The organism is Polaromonas sp. UC242_47 (assembly GCF_044452385.1).
In the GTDB taxonomy this organism is placed as follows: Bacteria; Pseudomonadota; Gammaproteobacteria; order Burkholderiales; family Burkholderiaceae_C; genus Polaromonas.
This window is the reverse complement of sequence record NZ_JBIOAO010000001.1, coordinates 400,729-414,853: the sequence shown is the minus strand read 5'-3', so window position 1 is coordinate 414,853 and position 14,125 is coordinate 400,729. Positions and strand designations below refer to the sequence as shown.

General features: G+C 63.2%; 16 protein-coding genes, 1 tRNA gene and 1 pseudogene. 8 read left to right on the top strand and 10 right to left on the bottom strand.

The genetic code is table 11. The features are described 5' to 3' along the window. Positions 1-28 precede the first annotated feature (28 nt). From ACHMXK_RS02060 to ACHMXK_RS02050, 3 genes and pseudogenes are all read left to right on the top strand, one after another. Positions 29-1,071, top strand: a pseudogene (locus ACHMXK_RS02060) (type IV pilus twitching motility protein PilT). A gap of 177 nt (positions 1,072-1,248) precedes the next feature. Next, a complete protein-coding gene (locus ACHMXK_RS02055) occupies positions 1,249-2,385 on the top strand; it encodes a PilT/PilU family type 4a pilus ATPase (protein ID WP_397437265.1) in 1,137 nt (378 codons plus the stop codon). Between the two features lie 3 nt (positions 2,386-2,388). After that, on the top strand, positions 2,389-3,309 hold the full coding sequence (locus tag ACHMXK_RS02050; protein ID WP_397437263.1) for an NAD(P)-dependent oxidoreductase: 921 nt from the start codon (positions 2,389-2,391) through the stop codon (positions 3,307-3,309). A gap of 68 nt (positions 3,310-3,377) precedes the next feature. Here the strand turns inward: ACHMXK_RS02050 and ACHMXK_RS02045 are convergent, their stop codons facing one another. The 3 genes from ACHMXK_RS02045 to ACHMXK_RS02035 all read right to left on the bottom strand — a co-directional run bounded on the left by ACHMXK_RS02045 (position 3,378) and on the right by ACHMXK_RS02035 (position 5,227). After that, positions 3,378-4,058, bottom strand: coding sequence for a BON domain-containing protein (locus tag ACHMXK_RS02045; protein WP_397437261.1), 681 nt, complete (start codon positions 4,056-4,058; stop codon positions 3,378-3,380). After that, positions 4,058-4,654 (bottom strand): phosphoheptose isomerase, encoded by a 597-nt coding sequence (locus tag ACHMXK_RS02040; protein ID WP_318405994.1) that lies wholly within the window; start codon positions 4,652-4,654, stop codon positions 4,058-4,060. The genes ACHMXK_RS02045 and ACHMXK_RS02040 overlap by 1 nt, the downstream gene beginning before the upstream one ends. A gap of 111 nt (positions 4,655-4,765) precedes the next feature. Continuing rightward, complete coding sequence (locus ACHMXK_RS02035) at positions 4,766-5,227, bottom strand: YraN family protein (RefSeq protein ID WP_397437259.1); 462 nt, start codon at positions 5,225-5,227, stop codon at positions 4,766-4,768. 50 nt (positions 5,228-5,277) lie between these two features. On the opposite strand from ACHMXK_RS02035, the gene rsmI reads away from it, so the two are divergent. Beyond that, positions 5,278-6,138: a 16S rRNA (cytidine(1402)-2'-O)-methyltransferase gene (rsmI, locus tag ACHMXK_RS02030; RefSeq protein ID WP_397442418.1), complete on the top strand. Its 861-nt coding sequence runs from the start codon at positions 5,278-5,280 to the stop codon at positions 6,136-6,138. Between the two features lie 8 nt (positions 6,139-6,146). Here rsmI and ACHMXK_RS02025 read toward each other — a convergent pair whose 3' ends face one another. Next, positions 6,147-6,641: a hypothetical protein gene (locus ACHMXK_RS02025; protein WP_397437258.1), complete on the bottom strand. Its 495-nt coding sequence runs from the start codon at positions 6,639-6,641 to the stop codon at positions 6,147-6,149. Positions 6,642-6,781: 140 nt separating this feature from the next. Here ACHMXK_RS02025 and ACHMXK_RS02020 point away from each other — a divergent pair, with 140 nt between their 5' ends. Continuing rightward, entirely contained in the window at positions 6,782-7,387 is a 606-nt protein-coding gene (locus ACHMXK_RS02020; protein WP_397437256.1) for a DUF938 domain-containing protein, read from the top strand. Here the strand turns inward: ACHMXK_RS02020 and ACHMXK_RS02015 are convergent. After that, positions 7,384-8,433: a 3'-5' exonuclease gene (locus tag ACHMXK_RS02015; RefSeq protein ID WP_397437254.1), complete on the bottom strand. Its 1,050-nt coding sequence runs from the start codon at positions 8,431-8,433 to the stop codon at positions 7,384-7,386. The two genes, ACHMXK_RS02020 and ACHMXK_RS02015, sit on opposite strands and share 4 nt — an antisense overlap. Before the next feature lie 44 nt (positions 8,434-8,477). Next, a tRNA-Arg gene (locus ACHMXK_RS02010) sits at positions 8,478-8,553 on the bottom strand. Positions 8,554-8,759: 206 nt separating this feature from the next. Here ACHMXK_RS02010 and ACHMXK_RS02005 point away from each other — a divergent pair. Continuing rightward, complete coding sequence (locus ACHMXK_RS02005) at positions 8,760-9,608, top strand: c-type cytochrome (protein WP_397437252.1); 849 nt, start codon at positions 8,760-8,762, stop codon at positions 9,606-9,608. Positions 9,609-9,705: 97 nt separating this feature from the next. Here the strand turns inward: ACHMXK_RS02005 and ACHMXK_RS02000 are convergent, their stop codons facing one another. From ACHMXK_RS02000 to ACHMXK_RS01985, 4 genes are read right to left on the bottom strand one after another with little or no spacing between them, the layout of a single operon-like run. Further along, a complete protein-coding gene (locus ACHMXK_RS02000) occupies positions 9,706-10,251 on the bottom strand; it encodes a DUF2946 family protein (RefSeq protein ID WP_397437251.1) in 546 nt (181 codons plus the stop codon). Beyond that, a complete protein-coding gene (locus ACHMXK_RS01995; protein WP_397437249.1) occupies positions 10,244-11,239 on the bottom strand; it encodes a YheT family hydrolase in 996 nt (331 codons plus the stop codon). The genes ACHMXK_RS02000 and ACHMXK_RS01995 overlap by 8 nt, the downstream gene beginning before the upstream one ends. 5 nt (positions 11,240-11,244) lie before the next feature. Further along, on the bottom strand, positions 11,245-11,691 hold the full coding sequence (locus ACHMXK_RS01990; RefSeq protein WP_397437247.1) for a YybH family protein: 447 nt from the start codon (positions 11,689-11,691) through the stop codon (positions 11,245-11,247). A gap of 24 nt (positions 11,692-11,715) precedes the next feature. Beyond that, on the bottom strand, positions 11,716-12,522 hold the full coding sequence (locus tag ACHMXK_RS01985; protein WP_397437245.1) for a hypothetical protein: 807 nt from the start codon (positions 12,520-12,522) through the stop codon (positions 11,716-11,718). A gap of 42 nt (positions 12,523-12,564) precedes the next feature. Here ACHMXK_RS01985 and ACHMXK_RS01980 point away from each other — a divergent pair, with 42 nt between their 5' ends. Further along, positions 12,565-13,164, top strand: a complete 600-nt coding sequence (locus ACHMXK_RS01980; RefSeq protein ID WP_397437243.1) for a LemA family protein — start codon at positions 12,565-12,567, stop codon at positions 13,162-13,164. Between the two features lie 18 nt (positions 13,165-13,182). Then, a complete protein-coding gene (locus ACHMXK_RS01975; protein ID WP_397437241.1) occupies positions 13,183-14,115 on the top strand; it encodes a TPM domain-containing protein in 933 nt (310 codons plus the stop codon). The last annotated feature ends 10 nt before the right edge of the window (positions 14,116-14,125 follow it).

Below are 14,125 nucleotides of genomic sequence, written 5' to 3'. Positions count from 1 at the left end.
TAAACCTAGACTCAGAGGAACCTCCCGGATGGACATCACCCAGCTGCTGGCTTTTAGCGTCAAGAACAAGGCTTCCGATTTGCATTTGTCAGCCGGCCTGCCGCCCATGATCCGGGTCCATGGGGACGTCAGGCGCATCAATGTCGATCCGCTGGACCACAAACAGGTTCACGCCATGGTGTACGACATCATGAACGACACCCAGCGCAAGAATTACGAAGAGTTTCTGGAGATCGATTTTTCCTTCGAGATCGACGGCCTGGCGCGTTTTCGCGTCAATGCTTTCAACCAGAACCGCGGCGCCGGCGCAGTGTTCCGGACCATTCCCTCCAAAATCCTGACGCTGGAACAGCTCAACGCGCCGAAAATTTTCGGCGAGCTGGCGATGAAACCCCGCGGCATGGTGCTGGTCACCGGCCCCACCGGCTCGGGCAAATCCACCACCCTGGCCGCCATGGTCAACTACCTGAATGAAACCGAATACGGCCACATCCTGACAGTGGAAGACCCGATCGAGTTTGTGCACGAATCGAAAAAATGCCTGATCAACCAGCGCGAGGTCGGACCGCACACGCTGAGCTTCAGCGCGGCGCTGAAGTCCGCATTGCGCGAAGATCCGGACGCCATCCTGGTCGGCGAGATGCGCGACCTGGAAACCATACGCCTGGCCATGACGGCTGCCGAGACCGGCCACCTGGTTTTGGCACCCTGCACACCTCCAGCGCGGCCAAAACCATTGACCGCATCATCGACGTGTTCCCGGCCGAAGAAAAAGACATGATCCGCGCCATGTTGTCGGAGTCGCTGCAGGCCGTGATTTCGCAAACCCTGTGCAAGACCAAGGACGGCCAGGGCCGCGTTGCCGCGCATGAGATCATGCTGGGCACCAGCGCCATCCGCAACCTGATCCGCGAAGCCAAGGTGGCGCAGATGTATTCATCGATCCAGACCGGCAACAGCGTGGGCATGCAGACGCTGGACCAGAACCTGACGGACCTGGTCAAACGCAATGTGATCTCTGCCGCGGAAGCCCGCGGCAAAGCCAAAATTCCCGAGAACTTCCCCGGCTGAACATGGCCCCCACGCTTGTCACTTCGTGTACAGCGCTGCCCCCCGAGGGGGCTGCTGCGCCTGCGGTCTGGCAAAGCCAGTCCCGCGGCCCCTGCTGGGTTGAAGAAGGCACTCGCCTGCGCGTCAATCCATCCGTCTTTCTGACGGCTACCGAATCTGTTTGAAAGGAGTCGCAAAATGGAACGCGACCAGGCCAGTAAATTCATCAACGACCTTCTCAAGCTGATGGTCGGCCGCAACGGCAGCGACCTGTTTATCACCGGAGATTTCCCGCCGGCCATGAAGGTCGACGGCAAGGTGACCAAGGTGTCGCCGCAGCCGCTGAACGCCGGCCACACGCTGGCGCTGGCACGCGCCATCATGAACGACAAGCAGGCCGCCGAATTCGAGCGCACCAAGGAGTGCAACTTCGCGATTTCCCCGCCCGGCGTCGGCCGCTTCCGCGTCAACGCCTTTATCCAGCAGGGCAAGGTCGGCATGGTGATGCGGGTGATCCCGGCCACGCTGCCCACCATCGACGGCCTGGGCCTGCCGCAGGTGCTGAAAGACGTGGTGATGTCCAAACGCGGCCTGTGCATTCTGGTCGGCGCCACCGGCTCGGGCAAATCCACCTCGCTGGCGGCCATGGTGGACTGGCGCAATGAGAATTCCTTCGGCCACATCATCACGATTGAAGACCCGGTGGAGTTTGTGCACCCGCACAAAAACTGCGTGATCACGCAGCGCGAAGTGGGCCTGGACACCGACAGCTGGGAGTCGGCGCTGAAAAACGCGCTGCGCCAGGCGCCCGACGTGATCCTGATGGGAGAAATCCGCGACCGCGAAGCCATGGAACACGCCGTGGCTTTTGCCGAAACCGGCCATTTGTGTCTGGCCACGCTGCATGCCAACAGCGCCAACCAGGCGCTGGACCGCATCATCAACTTCTTCCCCGAAGAACGCCGCGCCCAGCTGCTGATGGACTTGTCGCTGAACATGAAAGCCATGATCTCGCAGCGCCTGGTGCCCAAGCAGGACAGCAAGGGCCGGGTCGCGGCGGTGGAAGTGATGCTGAACACGCCGCTGATTTCCGACCTGATCTTCAAGGGTGAGGTCTCCGAGATCAAGGAAATCATGAAGAAAAGCCGCAACCTGGGCATGCAGACCTTCGACCAGGCGCTGTTCGATGCCTTTGAAAGCCACCAGATCAGCTACGAAGACGCGCTGCGCAATGCCGACTCCGTCAACGACCTGCGGCTGCAGATCAAACTCAACTCCCAACGTGCCAAAACCCAGGACCTGGCGGCCGGCACCGAACACATGGCCATTGTTTAAATCATGACTATTTCCAGCACCCACCCCAAAACCTATGAACCGACCCCTGCCCTGAACGTTGCCTTTCTCGGGCTGGGCGTCATGGGTTATCCCATGGCCGGCCACCTCGCGCTGGCCGGTCACGTCGTCACGGTTTACAACCGGACCGCTACCAAATCGATAGCTTGGTGCGCAGAATACGCGGGGGCCAAAGGCCTGAAACATGCTGAAACCCCGCGCGAAGCCGCCGCCGGCGCCGACATCGTGTTTTGCTGCGTCGGCAACGACGACGATTTGCGCAGCGTCACCTTGGGCGACAACGGCGCCTTTGCCGGCATGTCGCCGGGCGCGGTGTTTGTCGACCACACCACGGCCTCCGCCGATGTGGCGCGCGAGTTGTATGCGGCAGCACAAGCGCTGGGCCTGCAGTTTGTTGATGCCCCGGTTTCCGGCGGACAGGCCGGCGCGCAAAATGGTTTGTTGACCGTCATGTGCGGCGGTGATGCGGCAGCCTTTGAGGCGGTCAAGCCGGCCGGCATGGCCTTTTCCAAGGCCTTCACCTTGATGGGCGCCAGCGGCGCCGGCCAACTGACCAAAATGGTCAACCAGATCTGCATCGCCGGGCTGGTCCAGGGTTTGAGCGAAGCCGTGGCCTTTGGCCAGAAGGCCGGGCTGGACATGAAGCAGGTGCTGGACGTGATCGGCAAGGGCGCAGCACAAAGCTGGCAACTCGACAACCGCGGCAAAACCATGGTGGCCGGTCAGTTTGATTTTGGTTTTGCTGTCGACTGGATGCGCAAGGACCTGGGCCTGGTGCTGGATGAAGCCAAGGCCAATGGCGCGCGGCTGCCGGTGACGGCGCTGGTGGACCAGTTTTACGCCGACGTCCAGGCCATGGGCGGGCAGCGCTGGGACACCTCCAGCCTGATCAAGCGACTGACTTAAAAAACACCTGCCCACAAAAAAAACCGGCCTGGCGCCGGTTTTCTTTTTGGGGAGGCGGAACGACGGGCTTACCCGCCGCTGCTCGGTGTGCCTGTGGCGGCCGTCGGTTTGGCGGCCTGCTGGGGCATGAGGCGCTTCAGCTCTTCGTCGCTGATGACCTCGAAAATCCGCACCACCTTCTGCACACCGCGGCCACCGCGGGCGACTTCGGTCGCACGCTCGGCTTCACGCTGCGTCACACGACCCATCAGGTAGACGGTGCCGCGTTCGGTGACCACCTTGAAGGCGCCGGCGTACAAGTCCTTGGTATCGATCAGCAAGGCCTTGACCTGGCCGGTGATCAACACATCGGAAGAACGCTGCACCAGCGAGGGGCTGTCGATGATGGCCAACTCGTTGACCACGCCGTTGACGTTTTCAACCCGGGACACCACTTGCTCCACGAGTTTTTTGTCCTGCTCGTTGAGGACTTCACCGGTGAGCAGCACCTGGCGGTTGTAGCTGGTCACGCTGACGCGCGCACGGCTGCCGATGGCGTCGCGCAGGCGGCTCATGGCACGCAGCTCAATACCTTCGTCTTCCAGTTGGGCGCCCGAGGTGCGGCGGTCCGTGGCCACCATGACGCCGCCCGCGACGCCGCCCAGTGCCAGCGGAAAACACGCTGTCAGGCTGCCGCCCAGCAGGGCCACGGTGCAGGCCGTCAGCATCAGCCGCTTGAAACGGGTGGTGGTTGGATTGGTTTTTTTCATCAAGGACTTTCCTGGTCGCCAAGTAATTGGGCATCCACGCCGTCACAAATGCAGTGAAGGGCCAGCAGATGAACTTCCTGAATGCGTGCCGTGCGGTCATGCGGCACACAGATATGCACGTCGGTTTCGCGCAAGGCCGCCGTCATTTGGCCGCCGCCCTTGCCGGTCAGCGCCACCACCGTCATCTCGCGTTCATGCGCCGCTTCGATGGCGGCCAGCACGTTGGCCGAGTTGCCGCTGGTGCTCAGCGCCAGCAAGACGTCGCCGGCACCGCCCAGGGCGCGCACCTGCTTGGAAAAAATCACGCTGAAATCGTAGTCGTTGGCGATGGCCGTGAGGATGGAGCTGTCGGTGGTCAGCGCAATCGCGCCCAACTCGGGCCGCTCGCGCTCAAAACGCCCGACAAACTCGGCCGCGAAATGCTGGGCATCCGCAGCTGAGCCGCCGTTGCCGCAGGCCAAGACCTTGCCACCACTGGTCACGCTGGCCAAAATGGCCTGCACCGCAGCAGCAATCGGTTTCGAAAGTAGCTGCGCCGCCTGGTATTTCAGGTCAGCGCTGTCAATAAAGTTCTGTTCAATGCGTTGTTCGAGCATGGGTCAATGATACCGGGTCAAAAATTTCAGTTTTGCGTCCACAGGCCTTCCGCCCGCCGCCGCGCAATGCATGGTTACAAAATGGGGGCAAATACGCCATTCACAAGCCACTCAGTCCGCATCAAACGCGCCTTGCAGCCATTCAAGCACAACTGTGTCGGGCGCATCGAGACGGCCTTCGACCAGCACCACGTCAAAACGGCAAGGCGGCGCGCTGGCAAAACGCATCAGGTAGTGGCGCGCCGCCAACACCAGCCGGCGCTGCTTGAGCGCCCCAATGCTGGCTGCGGCGCCGCCGTGCAGCGTGCTTTTGCGCTGGCGCACCTCGACAAACACCAAGGTGCCATCGGGCGCGCGCATGATCAGGTCCACCTCGCCGCCACCGCGGCCCGGCGTCCGATAATTGGCCTCCACCGGTTTCAGCCCCGCCTTGACCAGGTAGGCCAGCGCCAGCGCTTCCGCCGCGTCGCCCAGGCGCTTGGTGGTAATCTGGCCGGACGGCGGCTGCGCGCCGGCCACACCAGTGCCGCCGCTGACAGCCTCTTTTGCAACCTGCTTTTTGGAAAACCACATTGAACGCTTCCTTCGACCTGGCCCTGGCTGCCGCACGCGCCGCGGCCGGCATGCAGCATTATCCCGAAGCGGCCCTGTATGTGGTGGCCACACCCATAGGCAACCTGTCGGACATCAGCCTGCGGGCCCTGCATGTGTTGCAACTGGTGCAGGCCATCGCCTGCGAAGACACGCGCCATACCCAAACCATGTTGCGCCAATACGGCATCGACAAACCCCTGTTGGCCGTGCATGAACACAACGAGGCGCAGGCGGCCCTGCTGGTGATAGAACGCCTGCAACGCGGCGAACGGGTGGCCTATGTCAGCGATGCCGGCACCCCGGCCGTCAGCGACCCGGGCGCACGTCTGGTGGCGGCGGTACGGGCCGCCGGGCTCACCATCCTGCCCCTGCCCGGCGCCAGCAGCGTGACCACCGCCCTGAGCGTGGCAGGCATCAGCGGCGACGCCGGTTTTGTTTTTGCCGGTTTTTTGCCGTCCAAAGCGGCGGAACGGGATCAGGCCGTGCTGGCCCTGCAGGCCGAGCCACGCGCCGTGGTCATCCTGGAGGCGCCGCACCGCATCGAGGCCCTGGCCAAGGCCATGGCGCCGCTGGGTACACGTGTGATCACGGTAGGCCGGGAGCTGACCAAGCAGTTTGAAGAAATCGCCAGCGTTGCGGCGCAGGACTTCAGCGCCTGGCTGGCCGCCGGCAGCCAACGCACCCGGGGTGAGTTTGCGCTGGTTTTGCACCCGGCTGAGCAAGCCCAGGCCGGGGACGACGGCAGCCGGGTCTTGCAGTTGCTGCTGGCCGAATTGCCGCTCAAAACCGCCGTGAAACTCGCTGCCGACATCACCGGTGCACCACGCAACGAGTTGTACGAAACGGCCCTGGCCTTGAAGAAAAACGACGCTTCTGACAACGCCGATTGAGCGCCTGTTTACGGCATCACAGGCACCATGCTCGGGCGTTCTTCCACGCCAGGATGGGCTTTTTGCACCACTTGGTTGCCGTCGACGTAGACCCAGTAAAACATGTCCTGGATGCCGTACCAGCGGTAGGTCAGGACCTCGCCCGGCCAGGATGCCACGCGCTCGACAAAAGCCGGCCGGCCGAACTCGCGCAACACGTCCGCACGCGTCCATTTGCCCAGTTCTATGCGCTGGAAATCCGCCTCATCCAGCACCTGCCTGACGCTGACCACACGGCCTGCCGCATCCAGGTCCACCATGAACGCATATTGGCCGCCCGGCTGGCCGGAGTATTGCAAACGGCTGCCCTGGCTCAGAGGCACCACCGCTGTCGGGGTGCCCATGCGCGACACCACCTCTTCGCGCGACATCCCCGGGCTGATGGAATTGATAGGAAACAGCGCGCAGCCGCTCAGCCAGAGCAAGGGCGCGAGCAAAATAGGGAGGAGTTTGTACAGTCTCATGGCGTGGGGTCCTGGTTGGAGAAGCAGCGCCCGGCGACGCGTGCGATCGATCAATTTTCCTGCTGTTTATACCTCGCCCCCTCTCTTGGCAGGACGCGGTTTTCCTGCAAAAGTTCCCAGGCAGCGACAATCAGCCTTCTATGGACAAACCCTATGCCCCCGCCACCGACAGAAACCGCGAACCGATTCTGGAGGTCTTGCGTGAACGGCTTGCCGGTTGCCGCCAAGTGCTGGAAATCGGCAGCGGCACCGGCCAGCACGCGGTGTATTTTGCGCAAGCCCTGCCGGGCTTGCGCTGGCAGACCTCGGATGTCGCGGACAACTTGCCGGGTATCACATTGTGGCTGCAGGAAGCCGGCTTGGCCAACACGCCAGCCCCGGTTGAAGTGGACATGCGGCAAGCCTGGCCGGACCTCGCCTTTGACGCCGTTTTCAGCGCCAATACCTTGCACATCATGGGCTGGCCCGAAGTCATACAACTGTTTTCGGAACTGGGCCGGCGCATGCCACCCGCGGGTTTGCTGGTGGTGTACGGCCCGTTCAATTACGGCGGGCGCTTCACCAGCGACAGCAATGCACGTTTTGATGCCAGCTTGCGCGCGGGCAACCCGGCCAGCGGGCTGCGCGATTTTGAGGCGGTGAACGCCCTGGCGGCACAAGCCGGCCTGGTGTTGCTGGAAGACCGCGCCATGCCGGCCAACAACCGCTGCATCACCTGGCAGCGTGGACCCGCCGCCAGCGTTTAAAGCGTTTTGAAATCGAGTTTGCCGGGGCGGGCGGCGTAACGGTTCAGGGCATCGAACTGCTCGACCTGCACACGCGCCGGGCGATTTTCATACACCGCCACTTTCAGCCAGTCACATTCGGCCAACAACTGGGCTTCGTCATTGAGCCGGGTTTGCCACACCTTGTGCAAACCATCCCAACGGTAGCCTCTGGCCTTGAGCAGGTCCTTGGCCTCAAACGGTGCGGCCGTGGCCTGCAGGCGGAAGCTGGCTTGGGCGGCGGCGGCCAACAGGCGCGCCAGCCCGGTTTGGCCGGACACCGGCAGCGGGCTGGCCAACACCGCCAGCAATGCATGGCAATCCATTTCAGCGCGGTGTGCGTCGTAAAACCAGCCCAGGTCCTGCGCCAGCTGTGTCAGCTTGGCCGAGCCGCGGCCTTCTTTTTTCCAGTCCAGATCGGCAAACGAACAGGCCCAGGGCCGTTGCGCAAATTGCGCCAGCCGTGCCTCGACAAACGGGCGGTCAAAACCGGCATTGTGGGCCAGCACCAGGTCGGCGCGCCCCAGCATGGCGGCCACACGTTGTTCATCCAGCTTGTGGCCGCGCACCATCTCGTCGCTGATGCCGGTGATGGCCTGAACCTCAGCCGGTATCGGCATGCCGGGGTCTTCCAGGCCGTCATAGACCTCGACCTGCCCGGTGGGCAAACCGGTGGCGGTTTCCACATCGACCAGCAGCAGGGCCAGTTCCATGATGCGGTCGCGCGCAGGCTCCAGCCCCGTGGTTTCCGTGTCCAGGATCAACACCCGTGTCACCGGCCCCAGCGGCTGGTGCGCAAACTGCTGCACCACGGGCAGACGGCGCAACACGCGGTAATCGGCATGGCTGTCGAGCACGCGCGCCATCGCTTCGGGCTCCAGCGCCGATGGCGCGAGCGGCGCAGGTGCGGCCGGTTTGGCTTTGCGGGTTCTGGGGGGCTTGGGCGCTGGCAGGCTCAGCACAAGGTCATCGTCAAAACCAAAGCCCAGTTGGCCGGAGGGCGCCGCGTGAGCATTTGCCTCGTTCATGTTGTGGTTCCAGGCGTCTGTAGCGGGGGATTGAAAAAGAAAGTTGGTGCGGCTGGCGGGGATCGAACCCACGACCCTTGGCTTCGGAGGCCAATACTCTATCCACTGAGCTACAGCCGCAACGCTGAAAGGTGTGCCCTGCCCGACTTTTGCGGTGGACAGAGACTTCGCAGGGTCAGGCTTTGCAAACCCGATTCCTGTGGAAGTGTTTGATTCTAGCAGTCAGGCCGGCCATATCCCAGGTTATTAAGAGGGCCGCAGCTATAATCGAAGGTTGTCGAATATGAGTTGCTTTAGTTACCGATTTTTAGTTTTTTGAGGAAGCCATGAGCGCAAACGATCACACAACGGCCCACGAAGAAGACCACACTGGCCCCATCAAAACACCGAAGCAGTTGCTGGCAGCGATTTTTTTCTCTTTTGTCATCCCGATTTTCGCCATCATTGCGCTGGTGTATTACGTCACCTCGGACCACCGGCCTGCCGCCGGCGCCGTCGATGTCGAAAAGGCGATCGCCCAGCGCATCCAGAAAATCGGCACGGTTGAAATCCGTGATGCCAACCGCCCGCTGAAGGCCGGCGCCGAAGTCTACGCCGCCCAATGTGCCGCCTGCCACGCCACCGGCGTCGCTGGTGCGCCCAAGTTTGGCGATGTTGCCGCCTGGGGCCCGCGCATCAAGACCGGCTTTGACAGCCTGTGGAATTCCGCACTCAAAGGCAAGGGTGCCATGGGTCCCCAGGGTGGTGGTGATTTTGAAGATGCTGAAATTGGCCGGGCAGTCGCCCACATGGCGAATGCCGCCGGCGCGAAGTTCGCCGAGCCACAAAAAGCCGCCGCGGCTGCTGTTGTAGCCACCGATGCCGCCGCCGGACCTTCGGCCGATGTCGTGGCGGCACTGGCCGCCGCCAACAAGTCGGCCGCACCAGCGGCCGGGGGCAATGCCGTCCCTGCGCTGTACACACAGACTTGCGCCACCTGCCACGCCACGGGTGTTGCCGGTGCACCCAAACTGGGTGACAAAGCCGCCTGGGGACCGCGCCTGGCCGCTGGTGTTGATGGCATCACCGCCATTGCCATCAAAGGTGTCGGCGCCATGCCTCCCCGAGGCGGCTCGACAGCCTCGGATGCAGAGATCAAGGCCGTTGTGCAATACATGGTCAACGCGGTGAAATAAATCCGCGGGCCAAGAGCCTCCCACATGAAAAAGCCGGTTCAGACCGGCTTTTTTACGTCAAAAATGCCTGCAGCCCTCTGATTATGGGCGTAATAAGCTATTGTTTTTGTAGCGCCTGAGGGCTGGTGACATAACCGTAGCGCGCCGGCAACGCAAGGACTTCGGCCTCTTGCGGCACCCACAGGCCCCGCTCCACGGCATCGGCCGCATGCATCATGTCCTGCGTATGCACCAGGCCAAAACCGATGTCGGTCTCCAGATACAAGCGCCCCTGCTCATCCAGCACGCAGCGCTGCGCCCGCGCCGCCTCACCGGTGTGTGCGGTCACAAAGAAATCCGGTGCGCCGCCTATGCGCCAGACCAGCGGCGTGGCCTCCAGCTCCACATACACGCGCTGCGGGCCGTTCTGGAAAAACCATTGACCGGCCTGGTCGCTTTCGTAGTTACGCTGAATGAAGTCAATCAGCTTCTCATGTTTGAGCAGCGACCCTTTGGCGGCAACCGGCCCGCCGGCAAAAGGGCCGGCAGCTTGCGCCTTGTCGTCGCGCATATACCAGTTGCCGCGCGCGTCCAGGCCCAGCCAGCCGTAGCAGTTGGGCACATTGGGCCATTTGGCGATGGCCTGGCGAACGATGTCATCCATGGTGTTGATTTTGCGCTGCTTCGACCTGCGCCGCAAAAAACCCGCACACCGCCTCGGGCATCGCACGCACATGACCGGGGAAAGGCGCCGACGGAAAACCGACATGGCCGCCTTCAGGCGGCTGCCACAACGTGACGGCCGCACTCACGTCGGCGGCTTGCGGCAAGCTGGCGGGCGGGATGAAGGGGTCGTTGAGCGCATTGACAGCCAGCGCCGCCACCGCAATACGCCGCAGGTGCGGCTTGGCCGAGGCCCGTGACCAATAATCGTCGGTGTTCTGAAAACCGTGCAGCGGCGCCGTGAAGATGTTGTCGAAAGCGTACAGGTCGCGCGCCGCCAGCAGCGCGTCGGCATTGAACAGGCCGGGGTGTTGCTCCAGCTTTTTGAGCGCCTTGGGCACCATGGAACTGAGAAACATGCGGGTGTAGACCAGGCGGTTAAAACCCCGGCCGATCGCGTGGCCGCTGGCCACCAGATCCAGCGGCGAACACACCGAAGCCACCGCCGCCACCACCTCGCCGGCCGCAGACTCCATTTCGCCAGCCCAACGCATCAAGGCGTTGCCGCCCAGCGAAATGCCGACGGCAAACAGCGGGCCCGCGTGCTGGCGCCGGAAACGCCGCAGTATCCAGTCGATCTCCTCGAAGTCGCCCGAATGGTAGGCGCGTGGCGCGCGGTTGATCTCGCCCGAGCAGCCGCGAAAATGCGGCACGGCGCAGGCCCAGCCGCGCACCCGCGCGACATCGGCAAAAGCTTCGGCATAGTGGCTGGCCGACGAACCCTCCAGACCATGAAACACCACCAGCAGCGGCGCATCGTCGGCACTGGCGTGCCGGGCAAAATCCACGTCGACAAAATCATCGTCCGGTGTGGTCCAGCGTTCGCGGCTAAAACTCGGCGCCTCGGCCAGGTAACGTTTGGAGCGCAGGGCCGCGTAAATGGTTTGCAGGTTGCCGCCGGGCAGCCACCAGGGAGCTTGGTACAGCATCGCCATCAATGCAACACTTGCGGGCTGTCCGAGGCTTCCTGCATTTCGTGCGGCGTGCCCGGGCTGGCATGGTGCGCCACCATGCGCCAGCCCTGTGCGGTCTTCTGGTAAACATTGGTGGCAATCGCGTAGGCGTGGCGCGGACCTTCTTCGGTCATGAGCTCGATGCGCTCCAGCACGCTGTGCACGCTGGTGCCCATGCTTTCTATCTTGCGGACTTTTTCGGCCTGCGCCCGGATGCTGCCGTTGGCAAACATCGCATCAAACGCGGCCCGTATGGCGCCGGGTCCGACGATGCGCGGCCCGCCCGGATGGACACAGACGATGTCGTCCTCATCGGCCCAGCAGGCCATGAGTTTTTCAATGTCGCCGGTTTGCAGCGCCTCGTAAAAGGTCGCCTCGGTGTCGTCGGCGCTGCCTTGATGGGCCGGGGAAACTTTGGGTTTTTGCATGGGTGAATTCAAAGAAAGTCGGGTTCAGCCCGGCGCTGAAGTGGGCTCTGTCGTATTAAGCCACGCCGACACCACCGTGTGCATGTCTGGCGCCTGCGCGGCCTGCCACAACAGCTCAGGCCCGGCCACGTGGGTGCCGGCCGGCAACACGCGCAGGGCGACGTCGACAAACTCGGCCAGTTTGGCCGGCCGCAGCGGCTGGGCCGAGGCCGGGATCATGAATTTGGAAATCGACAACATCCAGGCGGCGAGTTTGTCGAGGGCGCCGGCAGCCACCGTCGCGCCCGGCTTTTGCGCAGAGCGCACCAGCAAGACCCGCTCAAACCCCAGTGTCGTGACAGCCTGCTCATCGATGTTGGCCAGGCCCTGCATCAAGGCTTGCGGCAAGCTGCCCTGGGCATGGGGCAAGACCAGCACCAGGGTCTGGACGCCGCAACGCCTGAGCCAGTGCGCCAGCGCCAGCAGTTGCCCGGGCACCGGCGTCCACAAGGCGCGCTCGCGCTCGTGGTACAGCCGGGACGGCTCGAACATCACCACCGCGGTCTGCACCGCTACCGGACACAGCGGCCACGTCGCGATGTCATCTGCGCCGACCAAGGTGATGCCGACCTGCAGCAGCCCGGGGGTGATGGGTTCTCGCGCCAGCACCTGGGTGTAGGCAAAACCGCCGCTCCCGGCCAGCCGCTGCAAAACTTCGCTGCCCAGCACACCGGTGGCGCCGGCCAGCAACAGGCCGGGTTTAGCCCTCGCCTTGGCCACCGGCCGCAGGGCGGCCTGCAATACCTGCAGGGGACTGGCGGCTGGTGATGAATCGGTGACGTGGAATTGCATGTGACTATGGTAGTGTTGCAGCTTGCTTTTTGGAGGCTTTACATGAAATTGCGTTTTGTCAGCTGGATTTTTACCGGCCTGTTCGCCCTGCTGCTGTCAGGCTGCGGCTACAACGAGTTCCAGAGCCTGGACGAGCAGACCAAGTCGGCCTGGTCCGAAGTGCTCAACCAGTACCAGCGCCGCGCTGACCTTGTGCCCAATATTGTCGCCACGGTCAAAGGGGAAGCCGCGTTTGAACAGGACACCCTGACCAAAGTCGTCGAAGCGCGCGCCAAAGCCACCTCCATGCAGGTCACGCCCGAAACCCTGAACAACCCCGAAGCCTTCGCCAAATTCCAGGCGGCCCAGGGTGAACTGAGCTCGGCCTTGTCGCGCCTGCTGGTCGTGACCGAGAACTACCCCAGCCTCAAGGCCAACCAGGGCTTCCAGGACCTGCGGGTACAGCTGGAAGGCACGGAAAACCGCATCACGGTCGCCCGCAACCGCTACATCCAGGCGGTGCAGGCCTACAACGTGCTCACCCGCAGCTTTCCCAACAACCTGACGGCCATGGTGTTTGGTTACAAGGTCAAGCCCAACTTCAGTGTGCAGAACGAGGCGCAAATCAGCGCGCCACCGGCCGTCAGTTTCGAGAAGAAATAAGCCAGCGGGTATCACCCCATGTGTCGCACACGTATCGCCGGCTGGCTGACGGCCTTGTGGCTGGCCCTGGGCCTGCTGCAGGGCCAGACCTGGGCGCAGGCCGTGCCTGGCCTGCAACCCATTCCGGCCCTCACGGCGCGGGTGATGGACACCACCGGCACGCTGGATGCGGGACAAAAACAGGCGCTGGAAGCCAAGTTGGAAGCGTTTGAAAAGGCCAAAGGTTCACAAATTGTGGTGCTGATGGTGCCCACCACCCTGCCCGAGGACATTGTGGACTACACCCAGCGTGTGGGGGACCTCTGGAAGATAGGCCGCAAGGGCGTGGGCGACGGGCTGCTGCTCGTCGTGGCCAAAAACGATCGCAAGGTGCGCATCGCCACGGCCAAGACGCTGGAAGGTGCGATCCCGGACTTGGCGGCACGCCAGGTGATTGACCGCGCCATCACGCCGCGTTTTCGCGAAGGTGACTTTGCCGGCGGCCTGAATGCGGCCACGGACCAGCTCATGGCCTTGATCTCGGGCGAAAAACTCCCCGAGCCGGAGGCCGCCCAAGGTGATTTCGGCAGCAGCCGTGGCGCTGCCGGTTTCCAGTGGATGGATCTGGCCGTTTTCCTGTTTTTTGCGGTGCCGATCGGCGGCCGCGTGCTGGCCGGCATCATAGGGCGCAAGGCCGGCTCTTTTGTAACCGGCGGCGCCGTCGGTGTGCTGGCCTGGTTGGTCACGGCCAGCCTGCTGGTGGCCGGGATTGCGGCGGTTGCCGGCATCCTTTTTGCGCTGGTGGCGAGTCTGGCGCCGGCCGGCCGCGGCGGCGGTGGCGGCTGGGGTGGCCCCGGCATGGGCGGGGGTGGTTTCCGCAGTGGCGGCAGTTGGGGCGGCGGCGGTGGTGGCGGCTTTAGCAGCGGCGGCGGCGGCAACTTCGGCGGTGGTGGCGCCTCAGGCGGCTGGTAAGACCCGGACA

Bases quoted from the DNA above. Each gene is read 5' to 3' on its own strand.
- ACHMXK_RS02055 (WP_397437265.1), top strand. From the start codon at position 1,249: ATGGAACGCGACCAGGCCAGTAAATTCATCAACGACCTTCTCAAGCTG.
- ACHMXK_RS02050 (WP_397437263.1), top strand. From the start codon at position 2,389: ATGACTATTTCCAGCACCCACCCCAAAACCTATGAACCGACCCCTGCC.
- ACHMXK_RS02045 (WP_397437261.1), bottom strand. From the start codon at position 4,058: ATGAAAAAAACCAATCCAACCACCACCCGTTTCAAGCGGCTGATGCTG.
- ACHMXK_RS02040 (WP_318405994.1), bottom strand. From the start codon at position 4,654: ATGCTCGAACAACGCATTGAACAGAACTTTATTGACAGCGCTGACCTG.
- ACHMXK_RS02035 (WP_397437259.1), bottom strand. From the start codon at position 5,227: ATGTGGTTTTCCAAAAAGCAGGTTGCAAAAGAGGCTGTCAGCGGCGGC.
- rsmI (WP_397442418.1), top strand. From the start codon at position 5,278: ATGCAGCATTATCCCGAAGCGGCCCTGTATGTGGTGGCCACACCCATA.
- ACHMXK_RS02025 (WP_397437258.1), bottom strand. From the start codon at position 6,641: ATGAGACTGTACAAACTCCTCCCTATTTTGCTCGCGCCCTTGCTCTGG.
- ACHMXK_RS02020 (WP_397437256.1), top strand. From the start codon at position 6,782: ATGGACAAACCCTATGCCCCCGCCACCGACAGAAACCGCGAACCGATT.
- ACHMXK_RS02015 (WP_397437254.1), bottom strand. From the start codon at position 8,433: ATGAACGAGGCAAATGCTCACGCGGCGCCCTCCGGCCAACTGGGCTTT.
- ACHMXK_RS02005 (WP_397437252.1), top strand. From the start codon at position 8,760: ATGAGCGCAAACGATCACACAACGGCCCACGAAGAAGACCACACTGGC.
- ACHMXK_RS02000 (WP_397437251.1), bottom strand. From the start codon at position 10,251: ATGGATGACATCGTTCGCCAGGCCATCGCCAAATGGCCCAATGTGCCC.
- ACHMXK_RS01995 (WP_397437249.1), bottom strand. From the start codon at position 11,239: ATGCTGTACCAAGCTCCCTGGTGGCTGCCCGGCGGCAACCTGCAAACC.
- ACHMXK_RS01990 (WP_397437247.1), bottom strand. From the start codon at position 11,691: ATGCAAAAACCCAAAGTTTCCCCGGCCCATCAAGGCAGCGCCGACGAC.
- ACHMXK_RS01985 (WP_397437245.1), bottom strand. From the start codon at position 12,522: ATGCAATTCCACGTCACCGATTCATCACCAGCCGCCAGTCCCCTGCAG.
- ACHMXK_RS01980 (WP_397437243.1), top strand. From the start codon at position 12,565: ATGAAATTGCGTTTTGTCAGCTGGATTTTTACCGGCCTGTTCGCCCTG.
- ACHMXK_RS01975 (WP_397437241.1), top strand. From the start codon at position 13,183: ATGTGTCGCACACGTATCGCCGGCTGGCTGACGGCCTTGTGGCTGGCC.